Origin of the sequence: Pseudoalteromonas sp. SWN166 (genome assembly GCF_015864485.1) — a bacterium.
Taxonomy (GTDB): domain Bacteria; phylum Pseudomonadota; class Gammaproteobacteria; order Enterobacterales; family Alteromonadaceae; genus Pseudoalteromonas.
Genome location: NZ_JADYXB010000054.1, coordinates 1 through 16,994, shown reverse-complemented (window position 1 = coordinate 16,994; position 16,994 = coordinate 1). Strand labels below are relative to the sequence as shown.

The window sequence follows — 16,994 nt, the reverse complement described above, 5'->3', positions numbered from 1 at the left end:
TGATAAGCTCAACCATCGGCCAAGAAAAACAAGAGGGTATAAAACCCCTCATGAATTATTTACGGGGCAATCAGAAGTTCTGGTGGCTGCATAATGATTGCACTTAATACTTGAATTCAAGTTTTTAGTAAAGCATCACTTGCGCGTTTATAGGCCAAAATACCTTGGGTGTTGTAATCTATAAATAGCTTTTCATCGGGTAAATTAGTAAATCGTTTATAAATACCGTTAAGTGCTTTGTTATGAGTAGTTAAGTGGGCGGTAGCAAAACGAGGGGTTACGCCAATAGATGCGCCTATATGCATAGCAAGCGCTGAGGCTTCTATTAGTGGAGACGTGGTTTCTCTGCTTGGTTCGGTAATTTCATGGCGACGGCATGCAGCCATAAATAATCCGACGTTGCCAAGTAGGTCAAAAGCACTATCAAAGCCTTGATCTGTGTTTCCCTCGGCTAATAAATTACTAATTAATGCGTTGCCTTCTTTTTCTAATTGTTGCTTTAAGGCCTCGCCTATTCCTTCTACATTTGCTTTATCGGTTTGCTGCCAATAAAGCTGCTCTAATTCACTGTTTAAAGTGACAAACTCAGTTCGAATCCAGTGATCAAAAATAGCGGTATGTGTGTTCATTGTTGTGCTCTATTATTTTTATAGTTAAATGCTAACAGAGTTCAATGAGGGTAAAACGCCAAAAAAATTAGTAAAAACTGTAATACTTAGCAATAATCACTACAAATATAAAAATAATTAATAAAAGCCGACAACTATGTTAGATAAAAAAGATCAGCAATTACTTATCGCACTACAAAGCCAAGCTCGTATGTCGGTTTCAGATTTAGCCAGCAGCATTAACCTGTCAGATACACCTTGCCTAAGACGTATTAAAAAGTTAGAGCAAGAAAACATTATTACCGGCTACCACGCCGCCATAAACCCAAAAGCACTTAACCTTAATGTGTTGGTGTATGCGTTTGTACGATTAAGCCAAAACTCGGTAAGTGCTGCAGAGCAATTTGAGCAACATGTAGAAAAATTACCACATGTATTAGAGTGTTGTGTAATATCAGGAAGCTATGATTATTTATTAAAAATAATTGCACATGATCTTGAGAGCTACGAAACGTTTGTAAAACATCAACTAGGTGGTTTAAGTTGTATTGCAAATATAGAATCAACCGTTGTGTTAAAGCAGTCATTTAGCAAAAATCAGTTACCATTATAAAAATACCCTAAATAACTTACTGTTAGCTATACTGATATTTCAAAACGATAATAATAATTGCTTGGACCTTATGTGAAAAATTTTAACTCTAAAAATCACTCCATTATTTTTTACATCATGTTTGCTTTAGCATATTTTTTAGTGGGTATAGCACTCACTAAACTTGCTTTTAATTCGCAAATAATTCCAATTTGGTTACCTGCTGGTATTGCTCTGGTCGGTTGTTATATTTGGTGGTGGCGCTTTATCCCGCCTTTATTTGTAGCTGCAATTGCATTTAATTTAAATATTTTTGATAGTTCAGCTCATGAGCTAGTCCTGGTCGGTAACTCATTTAACGAAGCAATGTATATCGCCTTTGGTGTGGTTATACAGGCAATGGTGGGCGCTGCTTTACTAAAATTTTGGCTTGGTCACCCACTACGCTTTAAAAAGCGTAAAAACATAATTTACTTTATTCTCGTCATAGCCATATTAGTCAGTTTAATTTCGGCTAACTTTGGCGTGTTCGCTCTTAGTCAATTTAACTCGGTTTATAGCATTGATAATCATTGGAAAAATGTTGTTTATTGGTGGCTTGGCGATACATTAGGGGTATTAATTGCAACTCCGTTTTTACTTTCTTTACTACCACAAAAATCTAATCAACATAATATATCGGCGTTTCCAACAATTGCAGTATGCTCTATTTTATTTGTGTCTGTTGCGGTTACAACACAGCTATACGATCAAGAAAACCGTATAAGCACAATTAAAATCGCCGAACGTGAAGTTCACGTTATAGAAAATAGCCTTTATAGATATACAAATCGCAGTATTATTGCAGTACAAAGCCTAGCAAGCCAGGTTCAATCATCATCAACATTAAGCCAGCAAGATTTTTATTCTTATGCTAGCCAATTACTAACCCAGCACGCATTTATTAATGCTTTATCGTGGAATGCAAAAATACCTCAAGATCAACGTGAGACCTTTGCCCAAGAAATATCAAATATTTACCATTTAGATGTTGATGTAGTAGGTGAGCCTCTTGAAAAAAATGATCCCCTCGTTATCATAAAATATATAGCCCCTTTCAATGGTAATCAAAAAGCAATTGGCTTTAATGTATTTTCAAATTCTGATAGGAAAAACTCCCTGCTTAACCCTGCTATAAAATATATGCCCGTAGGGACTAAGATAATTCAGCTAGTACAAACCAAACAACCTAAACCCGCTTATTTGTTATTTGCCCCTGTGTATTCTCAAAGTGACGATAAAGAAGTAATTAAAGGCTACGTCACGGGTATATTTTTAGTACGCAGTATTATTGAACAAGCAATTACTAAACAGCAGTCTGATATGTTTTCGATTGGTATATACGAAGATACAAACGCACCGCCGTTTTATAGTAATTACTCTCAAGATGTTCATCAGGCTAAAGGAAGTCGTTTGATGTCGTTTGATGTGAGCTTTGCAGGGCAAAAATGGATTGTAAAACTAGCACTTAAAGAAGGGTTTTTAGCACAACATAATAATCAACTAACGTTATTATTGCTCATACTTCAAGTGGCCGTATGTTCTTTAATTTTAATGGTTTTACTGCTGTTTAATCAGCAACAAATTGCACTTACACGCCAAGTGGCTGAGCGTACACACTCGCTTGCACAAGCAAAGCAGCAGTCAGATTTAGCTAACCAAGCTAAAAGCCAATTTTTAGCTAATATGAGCCACGAAATCCGTACACCTTTGAATGCTGTTATTGGGTTTTCTTCGCTTGCTCGCGAAACCGATAGCGCAAGTACGCTAATTGGTTACTTAGATAAAATAAACTCATCATCTAAAAGCTTATTAAACCTAATTAATGACATTCTTGATATATCAAAAATAGAATCTCAAAAGTTAGTTATTGAGTCTATTGCATTCGACCTAGGTGCTTTAATAGCACGTATAAACAATATGTTTGAACACAGCGCAACTAACAAAGGTATTAAGTGGCAAGTTAGCTCAAAACTACCTTTAGATATCTGGTTTATTGGCGATCCAATGCGAATTGAGCAGATATTGCTTAACTTGTGTAGTAACGCGATTAAATTTACAAACCAAGGCAGTGTTACTCTAAACATAGAAACAGAGTTTACCACTGCCAATAAAGTACAGCTTGTTATAACCGTTAGCGATACCGGCATAGGTATAAAACCGAGCCAACATAAAAAGTTATTTAACGCATTTACCCAAGCTGATAGCTCTACATCAAGACAATTTGGCGGTACCGGCCTTGGCTTAACCATAGCAAAAGAGCTAAGCCAGCTAATGAGGGGAGAAATAACACTTAAAAGTGAAATAGATAAAGGCTCTACTTTTACATTTTCCATGCGATTAGAAACAACAGAGCCTAAAAAAGAGCATATTATTACATTTGATAATACGAATATTACTTCGCTCAGCATTTTAGTGGCAGAGGACAACCCAGTAAACCAAATGGTGATTAAAGCGATGCTTGGCTCGTTAGGAATTGTGCCGTATATAGTAGAAAATGGCGAGCTGGCGGTCGATATAGTAAAAAAGCAGCATTTTGATTTAGTGCTTATGGATTGCCAAATGCCTGTAATGGATGGCTATAGAGCCACAGCATTGATCCGGCAGTTTAAAACCGAACAAGAACTTCCGATTATTGCTTTAACTGCCGACGTAATGCCAGAGGATAAAGCACATGCAAAAGCCGTTGGATTTAACCAACATCTTGCAAAACCGCTTGAACTCATTAAGCTAACCGAGTGTCTTGTCCAATATGCAGAAGTTAATGAACAATAGTGGTTTAATTTTAAGAATAGTTTTAAGAGTATTTTTAAGAGTATTTTTTGGTTTTGTTTTAAGTGTTTTTTCGCATATTGCAGTAGCTCAAAACTGTATATCGCAGGCGAGTGACTTTAAATTTATAATAAAAAGTAAGCAGCAAGGCCTATTACGTTTTGAAAATGAGTACACCCACCAGCGCTTTAATTATCAAGCCCTTTTACCATTTAGCGATTACTTAGATTACGAATATAAACATATAAATAAAGCTAAGCCCCATGCAAACATGCCATGCCCCGTTATTACACAAACGTATCGGCAGTTGGTAACACAGGGTAAGCGAAAACCTGACCCTACTATTGCAGATATTATTGCCCCTTTTGAGCTTACGTACCCAAACAGTAATAAAGTTGCACTACTAATCCACGGGCTAACTGACTCACCCTTTACGTACCACGATTTAGCACAAGTGTATTATCAGCAAGGCTATACCGTGCGTACTATTTTATTACCAGGACATGGAAGCGCTGCAAGTGCTTTACTCAATGTAGAGGTTAGCCAGTGGCAACAGGCAATAAAGTACGGGGTTGAACGCTCGGTGCAAGACTTTGATGAGGTGATACTCGCAGGTTACTCTACCGGTGCAGCGTTACTTATTGATTACGCAACCAAGCAAACTGTCTCACCTAAAATTAAAGCGCTTATGCTTTATTCGCCAGGCTCCGAGCCACATAATAAATACGGCTGGATAGCAAAATGGATTGACGCTATACCGTTTGTTAATTGGATAGATAAAGACGCCGATGTAGACTTTGCTAAGTATGAGTCATTTCCTTTAAATGCAGCTGCGGCCTCATACGATGCAATGTCACTTGCAAGCATAAGTAGCTTAAACAAACGCCCCGCACTTAAATTACCTATTTTTAGCGTACTTAGTGATATTGATACAACAATAGATACGCGTGCCACACTAAAATTATTAAGTACATTACACCAAGGTAATTCAGTAAAATATAAGCCGCTCGATACTTTAGTACTTTATGGCAACACTGATATTTTACCGCCAGACTTTACTAGTGACTACATAGTAAGTAACCCGCAATGCACAACACTGCAGTGTAAAAAAATTCACGGTATATCGCATATTGCGGTTGTTAACTCACCGCAAAATCCACATTATGGAATTAATGCAACTTATCGTAATTGTGGCAGCTTTATTAACGACGACTTACTGTACAAAACATGTAAAACAACAAAAAAACCACAACTAGGAGAGCGTACAAGCGCAAACTTAAAAGACTATCCGGCTTTACAGCGCTTAACTTATAATCCTCATTTTGCCGAGCTTAAAATGCAAATTAGTACGTTTATTAAAAACGTAGAACAGCTTAGAACAACTACAAGGTAAGTAGTCATGGGAACGTTTTCGCACCAATGGTTTAGCAGTATTAATGAGATTGATCAGGCGCAGTGGCAACGTTTATTTGGTAATGAACCATTTACTCAACATGCTTTTTTATATGCCCTTGAACAAAGCCAATGCGTAACACAAAAAAGCGGTTGGCAGCCCCATCACCTCGCTATTTTTGAAGGTGATACACTCGTTGCACTTGCACCCGGATATTTAAAAAGTCATTCATACGGCGAGTACGTATTTGACTGGGCATGGGCTGAGGCATACGAAAAACACGGTTTAGCGTATTATCCAAAATGGCTATCTGGCATTCCCTTTAGCCCTATTGAGGGTAAGCGCATTGCTATCGATCACATCAATCCAAATGCGGTGTATCAATACATTACAGAGCAACTGAGCATACACAGTGCTCAGCAAGGTTGGTCGGGATGGCATGTTAATTTTTGCGACCAAGTTCAAGCCACATCATTAACTGAGCAACACGCCATGCTAAGAGTGGGTGTGCAGTTTCAGTGGTTTAATAAAGGTTATGAATCCTTTGACGACTTTTTGCAGATGCTTAGCTCGCGTAAACGCAGGTCACTTAAAAAAGAACGAGCTAAAATAGCACAACAAAATATTGATATTAAATGGCTGCAAGGCACACAAATTACGCCCGAGATAATGCAGTTATTTTGTGAGTTTTATCAGCGTACGTATTTAAAACGATCTGGTCATTTAGGCTATTTAAATATGGAATTTTTTACGCTTTTACATGCATTAATGGCTAATAATCTCGTTATTATGCTAGCCAAAAAAAACGACAGCGTGATTGCTGCAACACTTAGTTTAATCGGTGAAAATACACTTTACGGGCGCTACTGGGGAGCAAGTGAGGAAGTAGATTCGCTCCACTTTGAGCTGTGTTATTACCAAGGTATTGAGTTTGCAATAAAGCATAAACTCAGCTGTTTTCATTCAGGTGCACAAGGTGAGCACAAAATAGCGCGCGGATTTGAACCCGTACTTACCTACTCTGCTCACCATATTGTTGATGGCGACTTTAGTCATGCAATAAGCGACTACTTAAAGCGTGAACGCGGCCATATTGATATATATAAAGAGCAATGTAGCTCATTACTGCCGTTTAAAAATGAGTAACTGATTATTTGCAGGCATGGCTGTATCGCTAATGAGCGTAAGCCCTGCTTGCTTAGCTAGTTGTTCAACTGCTTCAAAATCTCTTATTCCACTTAACGGATCGCGCTCTGTTAAAAAGGCACTAAAGTCATGATTACTTGGGCTGGTAAATTCACCTTGGTATTTGAATGGCCCATAAATACACAATATACCACCGCTATTTAAGTGGCGTTTAACACCGTCAAAAAAACGTTCAACTAATTGCCAACTAACAATATGAAATGTATTTGCCGTATAAATAGCGTCAACCTTATCTACTGGCCACTCATTATTTAAATCAAGCTCAAGCGGCGCGTGTAAATTAGTTAAATCAGCTTCGCGATGCCATAAATTAATCCCTTCGTGGTTTATAGCGCGATCACTTGTATGCCACTGCAAATGAGGCAATTGCTCTGCAAAAAACACACTATGTTGGCCAGTACCTGAGCCAACTTCGAGCACTGTTTTAGTGTTTTTTAATACGGTTTTTAATTGCTTTAAAATAGGAGCTTTATTGTTTTCACACGCTTGTGAAAATGGCTTTGTCATTTCTGTGCACCAAAATTGTCGGTTAATGCACAACAGTAAAGCAAATTTGACTTATTTTGTCGTGTTCAAAAAATGATAATTTTTAAACTCTAAAACTATCATGAGGTTAAATTTATTTATTATGATTGGTATGTAATATGCTTTTATATAACCAACCCACTAAAGGGTTTAACTTATATTAAATTTCAAAGGATAAAATTATGCATATACCCTCTTATACAGCTGTAGACGCAGCTGTTGCAATAACCGAAAAAACCACCGACGATCATAGTTACGCCGTTGATATGAGAGCTACAGTAATCGATTTACTTTCGCACCCTAAACATAATCAACAGGCGATGACCAAACATGAAACAGATCAGATATTTATTCTTGGCTACAATTAAAACTCAAATTAGTATCGCAAATAATTTTTATAATAACTGTTTACACTGAAACCGATTAAATGTAATGATAACTATTATCGTTAACTTGAGTCGGTTTTTTTATGTCTTCAAATCATGCCCAGCATCGTTATCATCAAGAACTCTCTTGTCATTGCTTAAGACCTGGTCTGCATGTCCCCATGCTCGTTGCCGATTACATAGAAACCGCCCTTAACGTCGCAAAAAAATTTGAGCTGCAACGTAACCCTTTGCTTCAAGAGTTTTATCTTAGACGCACACACCATGAAATTATGAACAAAATGTGCGACCCTCTTATACATAATGCTATTCGTAAACAATGTTTAGAGCAGTTATACAAACCATTATTAGCATTAAAACGATTTTACAAAGTGCACAATAATACTGCACAATTTTTAATACTTGAGCGCGAAGCGCGTATTCTTAGTCACGAATTCAACCCTTTTTAAGGAGCACACTTATGAGTAACTTTAGAACAGAATCAGACAGCATGGGCGAGCTACAAGTACCTATTGATGCGCTCTATCAAGCGCAAACACAGCGAGCGGTTAATAACTTTGCCATTAGTGGCTTACCTATGCCAAAGCAATTTATAACTGCACTGGCTTATATAAAACAAGCCGCAGCACAAAGTAACTTTGAGCTTGGGCATTTAAGCAAAGCTAAAGCCAATGCTATTGAGCAAGCTTGCCAAAGTATTATTGATGGCGAGCACATTGAGCACTTCCCCGTTGATATTTTTCAAACAGGCTCGGGCACAAGCTCAAATATGAATGCCAACGAAGTTATTGCAACGCTTGCTAGTCGATTAGGCAGTGAGAGTATTCACCCTAATGATGATGTGAACATGGGGCAAAGTTCTAACGATGTAGTCCCTACTGCTATTGCCCTTAGTAGTGCAATAAATGTAGTGTATGAATTACTTCCTTCGCTTGAAAACTTATCGCAAAACCTAGAAAAGAAAAAAGCTGAAGTTGGCCATATAGTTAAAACAGGCCGTACACATTTAATGGATGCAATGCCTGTTACCTTTGATCAAACACTCAGTGCATGGCAGTCACAAGTCAATCATGCAGCAGCAGGAATTAGACATAGCTTAGAGCGTGTGTGCGAGCTTGCACAAGGCGGTACGGCCGTAGGAACAGGTATTAATGCAGACCCTAAATTTGCAGCAAAATTTGCAGAAAACCTGAGTGCTAATGTAGGTATTAGATTTACGCCTAGTAGTAACTTTTTTTACAATATAGGTTCACAAGACGCCATCGTCGCACTTTCTGGGCAATTAAAAGTACTCGCTGTCGCACAAATTAAAATAGCCAACGACCTACGCTGGATGAACTCAGGCCCACTTGCAGGCTTAGGTGAAATAGAGCTTGAAGCACTCCAACCAGGCTCATCTATTATGCCAGGTAAAGTAAACCCTGTTATACCTGAAGCCGCCGCAATGGTAAGTGCACAAGTAATAGGTAACGACGCCACTATTACGGTAGCCGGCCAAGCGGGTAATTTTGAGCTGAATGTGATGCTGCCAGTCATTGCGTATAATATATTGCAAAGCATAGAGTTACTTGCAAATAGCGCACAAGCACTGGGCGATAAAGCAATTGCCAGCTTTAAGGTGAATCAGCCAAATATAGATAAAGCACTCGCTAAAAATCCAATTTTGGTAACTGCGCTTAATCCGGTGATCGGTTATGAAAAAGCAGCAAAAATAGCAAAGCAGGCTTATAAAGAAGCTCGCCCAATTATTGATGTCGCTGAGCAGGAAACTGATTTACCGCGCGAAGAACTCGAAAAATTACTCAATCCAACCAAGCTAACGCAGGGCGGACTTTAGTAGAACAATATTTTTCACGTCTTTAATTACTTGATAATATAGTTTTTATTGCCGTAAAAAATGCACCGTGTATGATAGTGATGAATATTTCATCACTATCAAGGTTTTTTATGCGTACCCCATTATTAGCCATACTTTTACCACTGTGTTTAACTGCATGTTTGGATAACGAACCAGCTAAAACACAGCAAGTAACAATCGCCTCAGAGGCTGAAGCACCTAAGCAAGAGCTACAAAAGCTAAAAGAGAACACTCAATTACAAGAAAATACTAAAAAGAACGTAGTTGCTGAAAAAATACCAAAAGCTGATTTAAAAAACGTTTCAATAGACGATATAAAAGCAGCCAAAACTGAATTAAATACACTAACTGCAGATAAACAGTGTGATACAAGCACTCAATGTAGAGTAAATGCAGTAGGTAGTCGCGCATGTGGCGGGCCAAGCAGCTTTGTTGTGTATTCAACAAACACTGCGTCTGAGGATCAAGTAACAGCCCTTAGCGACAAAATCACAAAGCTTGAAAGTAGCTATAATTCACAAAAAGGGATAATGAGTATTTGTCAGCATTTAACAACGCCAAGCACGCAGTGTGTTGAAAATAAATGTGTTAAACTTGAAGGCTCAGCGGTAAGTGCATTTTAAGGATAACGTTATGAGTTGTTTACCATCAACAGTTAAACTGTCAATTATAAGCATTGCTAGCAGCATTTTGTTACTAAGTGGCTGTGCTAGCACTGTAACCTCAGGTAATGAACAAAATAAAAACTTGTCTGACTTGAACTATGATCTGAATAACATGGTGAGTAATAATAGCTGCACCGCTAGCTTTCAGTGCAAAGTCCTTGAAGTTGGCGCCCGCTCATGCGGTGGACCGAGTAAATACGCGGTTTATTCAACGCTAAACACCTCTCAAGAAGAAGCGGAACAGCTTGCTCAACAAATAACAAAACAAGAAAACATACAAAATAAAGCACAAGGCTTAACTGATTGTTCTCCAGTACTTGAAGTGCAATCGCTGTGTATTAATCAGCAGTGCCAGTCGTTTGATATAAAATAAATCAAACTTAACCTCAGCGTTAACTTATATATGGAATTAACGCTGAGATTACAACGACCAATACCACGCAAATACCCGCTTTTATAATGTACTTCATAGGCATTGTTTTAAGCACCCAATACGCATAAATAAAGCGTACAAAATAACTCGCCGCAGTACCAAACAACGCAAAAATAATTAAGTAAGCAATTAAAATAATATTCATAAAAACCTAATTAAATTATTTCACTTTTTTATTTTTAGTGTGCGCTATTAATAAATCAGCTACTTGCTGCTTTACGGCTCGCTTATCATCGCTTTGTACATCAAACCGAGTGGCAAGTTGTGCTATTTCATCATCATTTAAATTAAACGATAAACGTTGACGCGTTTTTTTAGACTTTACGTCTAAGCCAAGTATTTTGCGGATCATGTCTGATGGAGTTAGCTCTTGATCGATCGCTTGTTTTTTTATCAGCTTTTGAACTTCGCTGCTCAGATCAAATGCCATCTGCGTGGCACGTACAGCTTGTTCCTGACGTAACCACTTGTCTTTAGCATCACTCACTTAGCATCTCCGGGAAACAAGTCTACAATGTCTGTCATTGGGCGCGTCAGCGTTAGCGATACTTCGGTTTCGCCGCCATCCCAAATTTCGATATTTAAACCAAAGCCTTCATTATCAGACGCTAAGCAAATCATTTCACATGGCTCGCCACCTTCTTGCTCATAGCGAGGTAATGCTTGGTTGCGGTAATCTTTATTATGGAAATAACACACATAAGGCGACTCGCTTTGTTGATAGCTTTTAGCTAAAAACTGCATAAAGCGCTCTGGTGTATTTTGCACTGTAATGTGGGTTAACGACTCTTCATCAAAAATACGCGCAAACTCATCAAGGCTAAATATTTCTTCAACTTCGTTTCGTTGAATTTTAATAGAAAAGTTTGCCCACTCTTCACCGTCATCTTGCTCAATTTGTAAAAATACAACTTGCCCGCTGTTTGTCTCGAGTACAAATTCAGTATCACTACTGTGCTGGTATTGGTAAGTTTGAATACCAGTAACTCGTAACGTTTCACCTTTTAACCATGTTGGATAAGCAAATGAGTCTATAACGCTAAACATGTCGCCTACTTTAAGATCGCTTGGATGATTAAGCTGACGCTCTGGCTCTTTTTTAGATTTGAAAAAATTAAACATAGGAAGGTTGCCTTCTAAGCAAAAAAGGCAACTGAGCAAAACTCAGTTACCTTTTTAAAGTATAAACGTAATGGTTAGCTATTTTGCTTCGCTTTGATGCGAGCTAAAATATCAGCACTTTTTGGACTTGTGTCACCAATACCGGCTTCAGCCATTTTAGCTTTTAAGTCATCGCCATTTACGTCTGACTCAAGTTGTTTTGCAGCACCAAGCTGGTCACTACGATCTTGTTGACGCTGTTTAATGCGTTCAAGCGATTGACGAGCCGATGTCATAGACGAGCTATTTGTATTAAGCGTGCTGTTAACAGCCATTGTTGCTTGCTGTACGCTTTCAGTGGTTTTAACCATTGTAAGCTGACGCTGATTCTCTTTAATCGATTTTTCAGCATCTTTAACTTGCTGCTTAAGCGCAACAATGTGATTGCTAAAGCCAGACAATACTTGCTCGTTTTCAGCTTTTTCAGCTTCAAAGTCACCAATTTTTTCTGCAATTTCTAATGCTAATGCTTCGTTGCCCTTTTCAAGAGCTTGGCCTGCATACGCTTCATGTTCAGCGATTGAGGCATCTACAGCGCTAATTTTACGCTTAGTTTGCATTTCTTTGGCCATTACTTCAGTAAGACTTTTTTTAGCACGGTGAAGTGCATTTTGCGCGTCTGCAATTTCTTGCTCAAAAATACGGATGCCGTTTTTGTCTACAATTGCTTCGCCTGCTTCACGAGCGCCGCCACGTACTGCTGTAAATAATTTTTTTAAAATACTCATAATCTTAACTCCACTAACTAGCTATTAATCGTTTAAATACAAGGTCACGGCTTCTAGTGCGTCTATAGCGTTATCAGCTAATGTCACTAGTTCGTGGGTAACGTCATCTAATGATGAATTTACCGACAGTGCACCAAAAATCGCGTATTTGTTATCGATTTTAGCAAATGCACTCAGTGGAATCGGCACGTTTAAACGTAGTAATGTTTCGTTTAACTCGTTGCGTAATTCACTCTTAACTTCATCTTCGTCAAACAAGTAGCTAATACATAACAACTGCTCTTGTGTTTGAGTAACAAAAATTGGAAGTTCATCATTTCCATCAACAATGACTTGTAAAACATCTTGCTCACCAGGATTGGCAATCAAGAAAGACTCAAAGTTAGCGCCTTCAGTTTCAAAAGAAGCTAATTTTATTGAAAGTTCATTTAATTCCATGTCTCTGCCTTTTGTCGCTTGACATATTATGTCTGAGTTAAGATTCTCACGGCCGACATATTATGTCAACCATGTTTTATTAGTTTTTATACAATTCGCTTTCTATTTGCCATGCAGTTCGGTAGTAATCATACAACTGACCAGACCCTAACCTATTGACCTCAATACTTTTAACTTGTTCAAAATAATGATTAGGAAATACAAAACTTGCCAATAAATATTCTTTACTGATCCATCTTGATGGTACTGGCATAGTCGCTATATCGTTAATACGACCACTGGCCGACTGACCCATTTTAGTTGCTATAGTCCAGCCCCACTGCCCAAACGAAGGTATATTTTGCTGATATTGCTCAACATACCCAAACCCTGCAGCTTTAACCGTTTTACCTATACTTAAAAACGCTTTTTTAGCATGATAAGGAGAGGTTGATTGAACCGCCATTGCGCCATCGGGAGCTAATAATTGGCGTACATGATTATAAAAATAATCACTGTACATTTTATTTAGGTCAGGATGATTAGGGTCCGGTAAATCAATTAAAATAGTGTCGAACTGCTTAGATTGATCGAGCAGCTTTTCAACTTCTAAAAATGCATCACCCACTATTATGTTGGCGCGCGAGTCTTGCATCGATTTATTATTTAGCTGCAGCAATCGCTTACTAATATGCTCTGGTGGCGTAAAGTCACCGTCTTTATGACCAAATAAATTGAGAAGTTGTGCGTCTAAATCTATAAGCGTTACTTCATTCACCGGCCATTTTAAAACATCTCTAAGTGCAAGCCCGTCACCACCACCAATTATTAATACGCGGTCGTGTCGGTTAGAGGCAAGCATTGCAGGATAAACCAGCATTGAATGATATATTTGCTCATCAATACTTGAGAACTGCAAACGCCCATTTAAATATAAATCGGTGATCGGTTGCGGCTGGTTTTTACTTAATCTCTCAGTTAAAACAACGTGCTGATACTTAGTTGCCTGTGAGTAAATCACTTTATCTTTATATAAAACATTGCTTAGATTATTCATCCAACCACTGCCAAATATCAAAATAAAACCAAATAATGCTAACAATGCTATATGGCAAGCTAAAAGCGCCTTAGCAAAGCGTACATATGTGTGGTAACGCCATAAAAACGCGAGCCCTGCAATGATATTAAATAATGCCGTCCACGCGGCAGCCTGCATTATAGGCATTGAGAGCATGATGCTTACCCAAATGGCTGCACCAATACCAGCACCAATATAATCGGCACCATAAATAGTCCCTGCGTTGTTCTCCAAAAATCGGCCATAAACATGTTGGCGAATACGCGCTATAAGCGGTATTTCCATACCAATAAATAAGCCCAGTATTAAACCAAAAACATAAGGTAGAAAACGTGACCACTCTTGTAGCTTTTGAAATACGTAACCATTAAGTACAACATCAGGGGGTAAATTAAAAATGCTCGAAAATAAATGAGGAAGAGAATAACTAACTGCTATTACACCCGCTATCGCTAAAATGCAGCCCATGCCAACCAAAGCAATAATGCTTTCTAGCCAAGCAAAAGCGGTAAATGCATCTTTAAACCAACGCGCTAAAAAAGCGCCTAAGCCCATTGCTACAATCATAGTACCGATCATGGCGTAAATGGCGCTCTCTACTGAGCCAAGTACACGGCCCGCATAATGAGACAGTAAGTATTCATAAATAAGGCCGCACCCAGCAAGCACGGCCATAACAGTAATAAGTAATATATCGTGCCCAAGTAAGCGAGACTTACTTGGGGGAGTGTTGGTTGATGACACTGATTATGCGCCTAGTAAGGTTGCCATAGTGATACCTACCGCAAATGATACTGCTGCAGAAATAGTAGCTACACCTACATTTTTTTGACGATTAACTTCATCTGAAATATCGCAACCAGATAAAATTATTTTAATTGTCACTAAGTGCAAAATAATAAATGCAACAAGGCTCACTACTGCGCTAATAGCCCAGTATAGTAAACTCGCATTAATATTATCCGCAGCGTAAGGTGCAACGCCGGTTGCTGCTGTAATAGCTAATGCACTACCTACTAAAAATCCAGCGTAACGAATACCCACAGCTAAGTTACCATCAACAATTGCTTGTTGTAGGCAATCGCCACTTTTGTTTGTACGCTTAAATAACTGCACTCGGTACTGGCTAACAAGTAGTAATACAACGCTACCTATAATAAAGGCAGCAATTACAATTGGAAGACCATGCCAGCCATCAGTAGCCACCCATAAAAGAGCTGAGCGAATAACAATAGCAACACTTACAACATGACCAAAATCAATTATTGAAGCTGTAACGTTACCTTTAACGATTTCGTCGTGAAGACTTACTTTACGAAGTGCTACTTTATCTTGAAAGAAGTGACCCAATTTAATAAGTACAACCGCTAATGCGCCGTAAGCTAACATTTGCAGCGCTTCTTGTTGAAGTGTTGCAGCAAAAGCCCCACTACTTACACCCGTTAATACAATCGCCAGTGCGACTAAACCAGCAGCAAAACTAATACCAAAGGCAAAGTTATCGCGCTCTGTTATTTCATCATTTGCATGTAAGTTTGAAACCCAGCCTTTTATATATTTAAGGCTTACAAATAATAAAACAATAATTGCAAAATCAATCGCCAGCGCTTGTAGCGACCACATAGTTATTCCATTAAATTCATACATATTATTCTAACTCCAACTTTATTCTTTTACTTACCACGGCTCACGCCACGAGAGGTTCTGCTACCGCTATCACGCACCGATCCAGAGCTATTGCTATAACTGCTCGAACGAGAATAACTACTGCGGCTTTTTGGTGGCGTATAACTGCTACGGCTTAAACCTGATGCACCTGTTTTTTTACTCGCATAAGGGCTTGTAAACTGCTTACCTTGGCGTTGGTATGTTTGGCGCGTGCGTGTTTCTAGCGCGCTTTGAGTTTTAATTTGTTTAGGACTTGAATAACGCGAACGGCCATAGTCATTGTAATAACTATACTTTCGGCGTTTGCTCCAGCTTCCGTATTCAACACGGTCAAATACATCGCCTAAAATACGATACATTCCGTACCATTGCCAAAAGCTAATACCGTTACTATTTGATTGCCAGTTACCATAGTTAGGATTACCTACCATTTGGTTACCAACACCCTCACCTTCAGCTTGCTTACTAATTGCGCCTACACGTGCTAAAGCACCTTTCGACATATCAGCTAGCATATTAATAGGATCGGTTAACGCATCAGAAAATAACGTAGGTTTTGCCGCTTCACGCAACAAATCAATGCTATGTAACGTATCTTCATAAGGAGGAATTAAGTAAGTTCCTTTAATATCTTTAAGTCGCTGTGTTAAGCCACTATAAAGTGCGCCTTGGCGCGTTGCATCAAGGGTAATTACATCAACAACTTTTGTAAGCTCTGGTTGTTGTTTTTTAAGAAGCTCACCATATTCTTTAAGTAATACAGCATTGCGTACGCTTCCATTATCGAGTGCAGTACCAAGCTGAGACAGCTCCGTATCTACCTTTTTAATAGACTCTTGAATTGTTTGTTGCAGCTGCTCTTCTTTCGATTGACAACCTATAAGCACTGCGAACAAACAAAACAGGCTCATAAGTTTCCAAGCTTTAATATTCGACATTCATGTCACCTGATTTACTAAATTAACTCAGGTAGTTTTACACAGGTCACTTATTAAACCAAGAATGAAATTGCAACAAAGTGAGAAGAAGCAGCTAGTTTTTAAATCAGACTGTGATTTAGTGAAGATATAGAGTCGTATCGTGAGGTTAGAATTGAAGTAGAAGCTTTATAATATCAATCTGCTTATATATGGGGTCTATTTAACGTTAAGAAAATTACGCTAGAACTAGCCAAAAGTTTTTGTATCTAGTTGTTCTAAATAAAAATTTTAACGACGTTATAGTGCAATTTAATTCGTTAAATTGATTAAAGATTTATGCAGGTTGGTATAAGGGTACTTTCGATGCTTTCAGCGTCGGGAGTCGCTACGCTCGCCCGGCCTACGTGATGGGAGTAGATGAGTGTAGATTATACCAATCTGCATAAAGATTAAGTCAATTTGATCCAGTCTCTAGAGCATATGCTTTTAACCGTATCTGGAACAGAAATGAATTTGTTCCACGCTTGCGAAACCTGTTCAACTAT

At 38.5% G+C, this 16,994-nt stretch carries 18 protein-coding genes and 1 pseudogene; 9 read left to right on the top strand and 10 right to left on the bottom strand.

Annotation, left to right across the window (positions count from 1 at the left end; genetic code table 11):
- Positions 1-122 precede the first annotated feature (122 nt).
- A pseudogene (locus I6F49_RS19055) lies at positions 123-629 on the bottom strand (monodechloroaminopyrrolnitrin synthase PrnB family protein); the annotation flags it as partial.
- 136 nt (positions 630-765) lie between these two features.
- Between I6F49_RS19055 and I6F49_RS19050 the strand changes: the two are divergent.
- The 4 genes from I6F49_RS19050 to I6F49_RS19035 all read left to right on the top strand — a co-directional run bounded on the left by I6F49_RS19050 (position 766) and on the right by I6F49_RS19035 (position 6,550).
- Positions 766-1,221 carry an Lrp/AsnC family transcriptional regulator gene (locus I6F49_RS19050; RefSeq protein WP_165739690.1) on the top strand — a complete coding sequence of 152 codons (456 nt, stop codon included), beginning with the start codon at positions 766-768 and terminating at the stop codon, positions 1,219-1,221.
- A 72-nt stretch (positions 1,222-1,293) separates the two neighbouring features.
- Positions 1,294-4,014 (top strand): ATP-binding protein, encoded by a 2,721-nt coding sequence (locus I6F49_RS19045; RefSeq protein WP_197181639.1) that lies wholly within the window; start codon positions 1,294-1,296, stop codon positions 4,012-4,014.
- The gene (locus I6F49_RS19040) at positions 4,004-5,404 is read left to right on the top strand and encodes an alpha/beta hydrolase (protein ID WP_197181638.1); all 1,401 of its coding nucleotides are present in this window, start codon (positions 4,004-4,006) and stop codon (positions 5,402-5,404) included. The genes I6F49_RS19045 and I6F49_RS19040 overlap by 11 nt, the downstream gene beginning before the upstream one ends.
- 6 nt (positions 5,405-5,410) lie before the next feature.
- Positions 5,411-6,550 (top strand): GNAT family N-acetyltransferase, encoded by a 1,140-nt coding sequence (locus I6F49_RS19035; protein WP_197181637.1) that lies wholly within the window; start codon positions 5,411-5,413, stop codon positions 6,548-6,550.
- Here I6F49_RS19035 and I6F49_RS19030 read toward each other — a convergent pair.
- Positions 6,527-7,117 carry a DUF938 domain-containing protein gene (locus I6F49_RS19030; RefSeq protein WP_197181636.1) on the bottom strand — a complete coding sequence of 197 codons (591 nt, stop codon included), beginning with the start codon at positions 7,115-7,117 and terminating at the stop codon, positions 6,527-6,529. The genes I6F49_RS19035 and I6F49_RS19030 overlap by 24 nt on opposite strands.
- A gap of 200 nt (positions 7,118-7,317) precedes the next feature.
- Here I6F49_RS19030 and I6F49_RS19025 point away from each other — a divergent pair, with 200 nt between their 5' ends.
- The 5 genes from I6F49_RS19025 (at position 7,318) to I6F49_RS19005 (ending at position 10,417) form a co-directional block, all read left to right on the top strand.
- The gene (locus I6F49_RS19025; RefSeq protein ID WP_165739680.1) at positions 7,318-7,503 is read left to right on the top strand and encodes a hypothetical protein; all 186 of its coding nucleotides are present in this window, start codon (positions 7,318-7,320) and stop codon (positions 7,501-7,503) included.
- A 101-nt stretch (positions 7,504-7,604) separates the two neighbouring features.
- Positions 7,605-7,970 (top strand): hypothetical protein, encoded by a 366-nt coding sequence (locus tag I6F49_RS19020; protein ID WP_231615148.1) that lies wholly within the window; start codon positions 7,605-7,607, stop codon positions 7,968-7,970.
- 11 nt (positions 7,971-7,981) lie between these two features.
- Complete coding sequence (locus I6F49_RS19015; protein ID WP_197177052.1) at positions 7,982-9,358, top strand: class II fumarate hydratase; 1,377 nt, start codon at positions 7,982-7,984, stop codon at positions 9,356-9,358.
- Between the two features lie 110 nt (positions 9,359-9,468).
- The gene (locus I6F49_RS19010) at positions 9,469-10,002 is read left to right on the top strand and encodes a hypothetical protein (protein ID WP_197177050.1); all 534 of its coding nucleotides are present in this window, start codon (positions 9,469-9,471) and stop codon (positions 10,000-10,002) included.
- A 10-nt stretch (positions 10,003-10,012) separates the two neighbouring features.
- Entirely contained in the window at positions 10,013-10,417 is a 405-nt protein-coding gene (locus I6F49_RS19005) for a hypothetical protein (protein ID WP_197177048.1), read from the top strand.
- Between the two features lie 19 nt (positions 10,418-10,436).
- Here the strand turns inward: I6F49_RS19005 and I6F49_RS19000 are convergent, their stop codons facing one another.
- From I6F49_RS19000 to I6F49_RS18965, 8 genes are all read right to left on the bottom strand, one after another.
- Positions 10,437-10,622, bottom strand: coding sequence for a hypothetical protein (locus I6F49_RS19000; RefSeq protein WP_165739673.1), 186 nt, complete (start codon positions 10,620-10,622; stop codon positions 10,437-10,439).
- A gap of 15 nt (positions 10,623-10,637) precedes the next feature.
- Entirely contained in the window at positions 10,638-10,964 is a 327-nt protein-coding gene (locus I6F49_RS18995) for a hypothetical protein (protein ID WP_165739672.1), read from the bottom strand.
- A complete protein-coding gene (locus I6F49_RS18990) occupies positions 10,961-11,599 on the bottom strand; it encodes a DUF4178 domain-containing protein (RefSeq protein ID WP_165739670.1) in 639 nt (212 codons plus the stop codon). Before I6F49_RS18990 ends, I6F49_RS18995 begins: the two co-directional genes overlap by 4 nt.
- 74 nt (positions 11,600-11,673) lie before the next feature.
- On the bottom strand, positions 11,674-12,366 hold the full coding sequence (locus tag I6F49_RS18985; RefSeq protein WP_004335088.1) for a PspA/IM30 family protein: 693 nt from the start codon (positions 12,364-12,366) through the stop codon (positions 11,674-11,676).
- A 24-nt stretch (positions 12,367-12,390) separates the two neighbouring features.
- A complete protein-coding gene (locus tag I6F49_RS18980; RefSeq protein ID WP_004335098.1) occupies positions 12,391-12,804 on the bottom strand; it encodes a YjfI family protein in 414 nt (137 codons plus the stop codon).
- 79 nt (positions 12,805-12,883) lie between these two features.
- Positions 12,884-14,605: a polyamine aminopropyltransferase gene (locus I6F49_RS18975; RefSeq protein ID WP_197181635.1), complete on the bottom strand. Its 1,722-nt coding sequence runs from the start codon at positions 14,603-14,605 to the stop codon at positions 12,884-12,886.
- Positions 14,606-14,608: 3 nt separating this feature from the next.
- Positions 14,609-15,508, bottom strand: a complete 900-nt coding sequence (locus I6F49_RS18970; protein ID WP_197177044.1) for a DUF350 domain-containing protein — start codon at positions 15,506-15,508, stop codon at positions 14,609-14,611.
- Between the two features lie 26 nt (positions 15,509-15,534).
- Complete coding sequence (locus I6F49_RS18965) at positions 15,535-16,467, bottom strand: CHAD domain-containing protein (protein ID WP_197177042.1); 933 nt, start codon at positions 16,465-16,467, stop codon at positions 15,535-15,537.
- Between the last annotated feature and the right edge of the window lie 527 nt (positions 16,468-16,994).

Coding starts and splice junctions, on each gene's coding strand:
- I6F49_RS19050 (WP_165739690.1), top strand. CDS start 766: ATGTTAGATAAAAAAGATCAGCAATTACTTATCGCACTACAAAGCCAA.
- I6F49_RS19040 (WP_197181638.1), top strand. CDS start 4,004: ATGAACAATAGTGGTTTAATTTTAAGAATAGTTTTAAGAGTATTTTTA.
- I6F49_RS19035 (WP_197181637.1), top strand. CDS start 5,411: ATGGGAACGTTTTCGCACCAATGGTTTAGCAGTATTAATGAGATTGAT.
- I6F49_RS19030 (WP_197181636.1), bottom strand. CDS start 7,117: ATGACAAAGCCATTTTCACAAGCGTGTGAAAACAATAAAGCTCCTATT.
- I6F49_RS19025 (WP_165739680.1), top strand. CDS start 7,318: ATGCATATACCCTCTTATACAGCTGTAGACGCAGCTGTTGCAATAACC.
- I6F49_RS19020 (WP_231615148.1), top strand. CDS start 7,605: ATGTCTTCAAATCATGCCCAGCATCGTTATCATCAAGAACTCTCTTGT.
- I6F49_RS19015 (WP_197177052.1), top strand. CDS start 7,982: ATGAGTAACTTTAGAACAGAATCAGACAGCATGGGCGAGCTACAAGTA.
- I6F49_RS19010 (WP_197177050.1), top strand. CDS start 9,469: ATGCGTACCCCATTATTAGCCATACTTTTACCACTGTGTTTAACTGCA.
- I6F49_RS19005 (WP_197177048.1), top strand. CDS start 10,013: ATGAGTTGTTTACCATCAACAGTTAAACTGTCAATTATAAGCATTGCT.
- I6F49_RS19000 (WP_165739673.1), bottom strand. CDS start 10,622: ATGAATATTATTTTAATTGCTTACTTAATTATTTTTGCGTTGTTTGGT.
- I6F49_RS18990 (WP_165739670.1), bottom strand. CDS start 11,599: ATGTTTAATTTTTTCAAATCTAAAAAAGAGCCAGAGCGTCAGCTTAAT.
- I6F49_RS18985 (WP_004335088.1), bottom strand. CDS start 12,366: ATGAGTATTTTAAAAAAATTATTTACAGCAGTACGTGGCGGCGCTCGT.
- I6F49_RS18980 (WP_004335098.1), bottom strand. CDS start 12,804: ATGGAATTAAATGAACTTTCAATAAAATTAGCTTCTTTTGAAACTGAA.
- I6F49_RS18970 (WP_197177044.1), bottom strand. CDS start 15,508: ATGTATGAATTTAATGGAATAACTATGTGGTCGCTACAAGCGCTGGCG.
- I6F49_RS18965 (WP_197177042.1), bottom strand. CDS start 16,467: ATGTCGAATATTAAAGCTTGGAAACTTATGAGCCTGTTTTGTTTGTTC.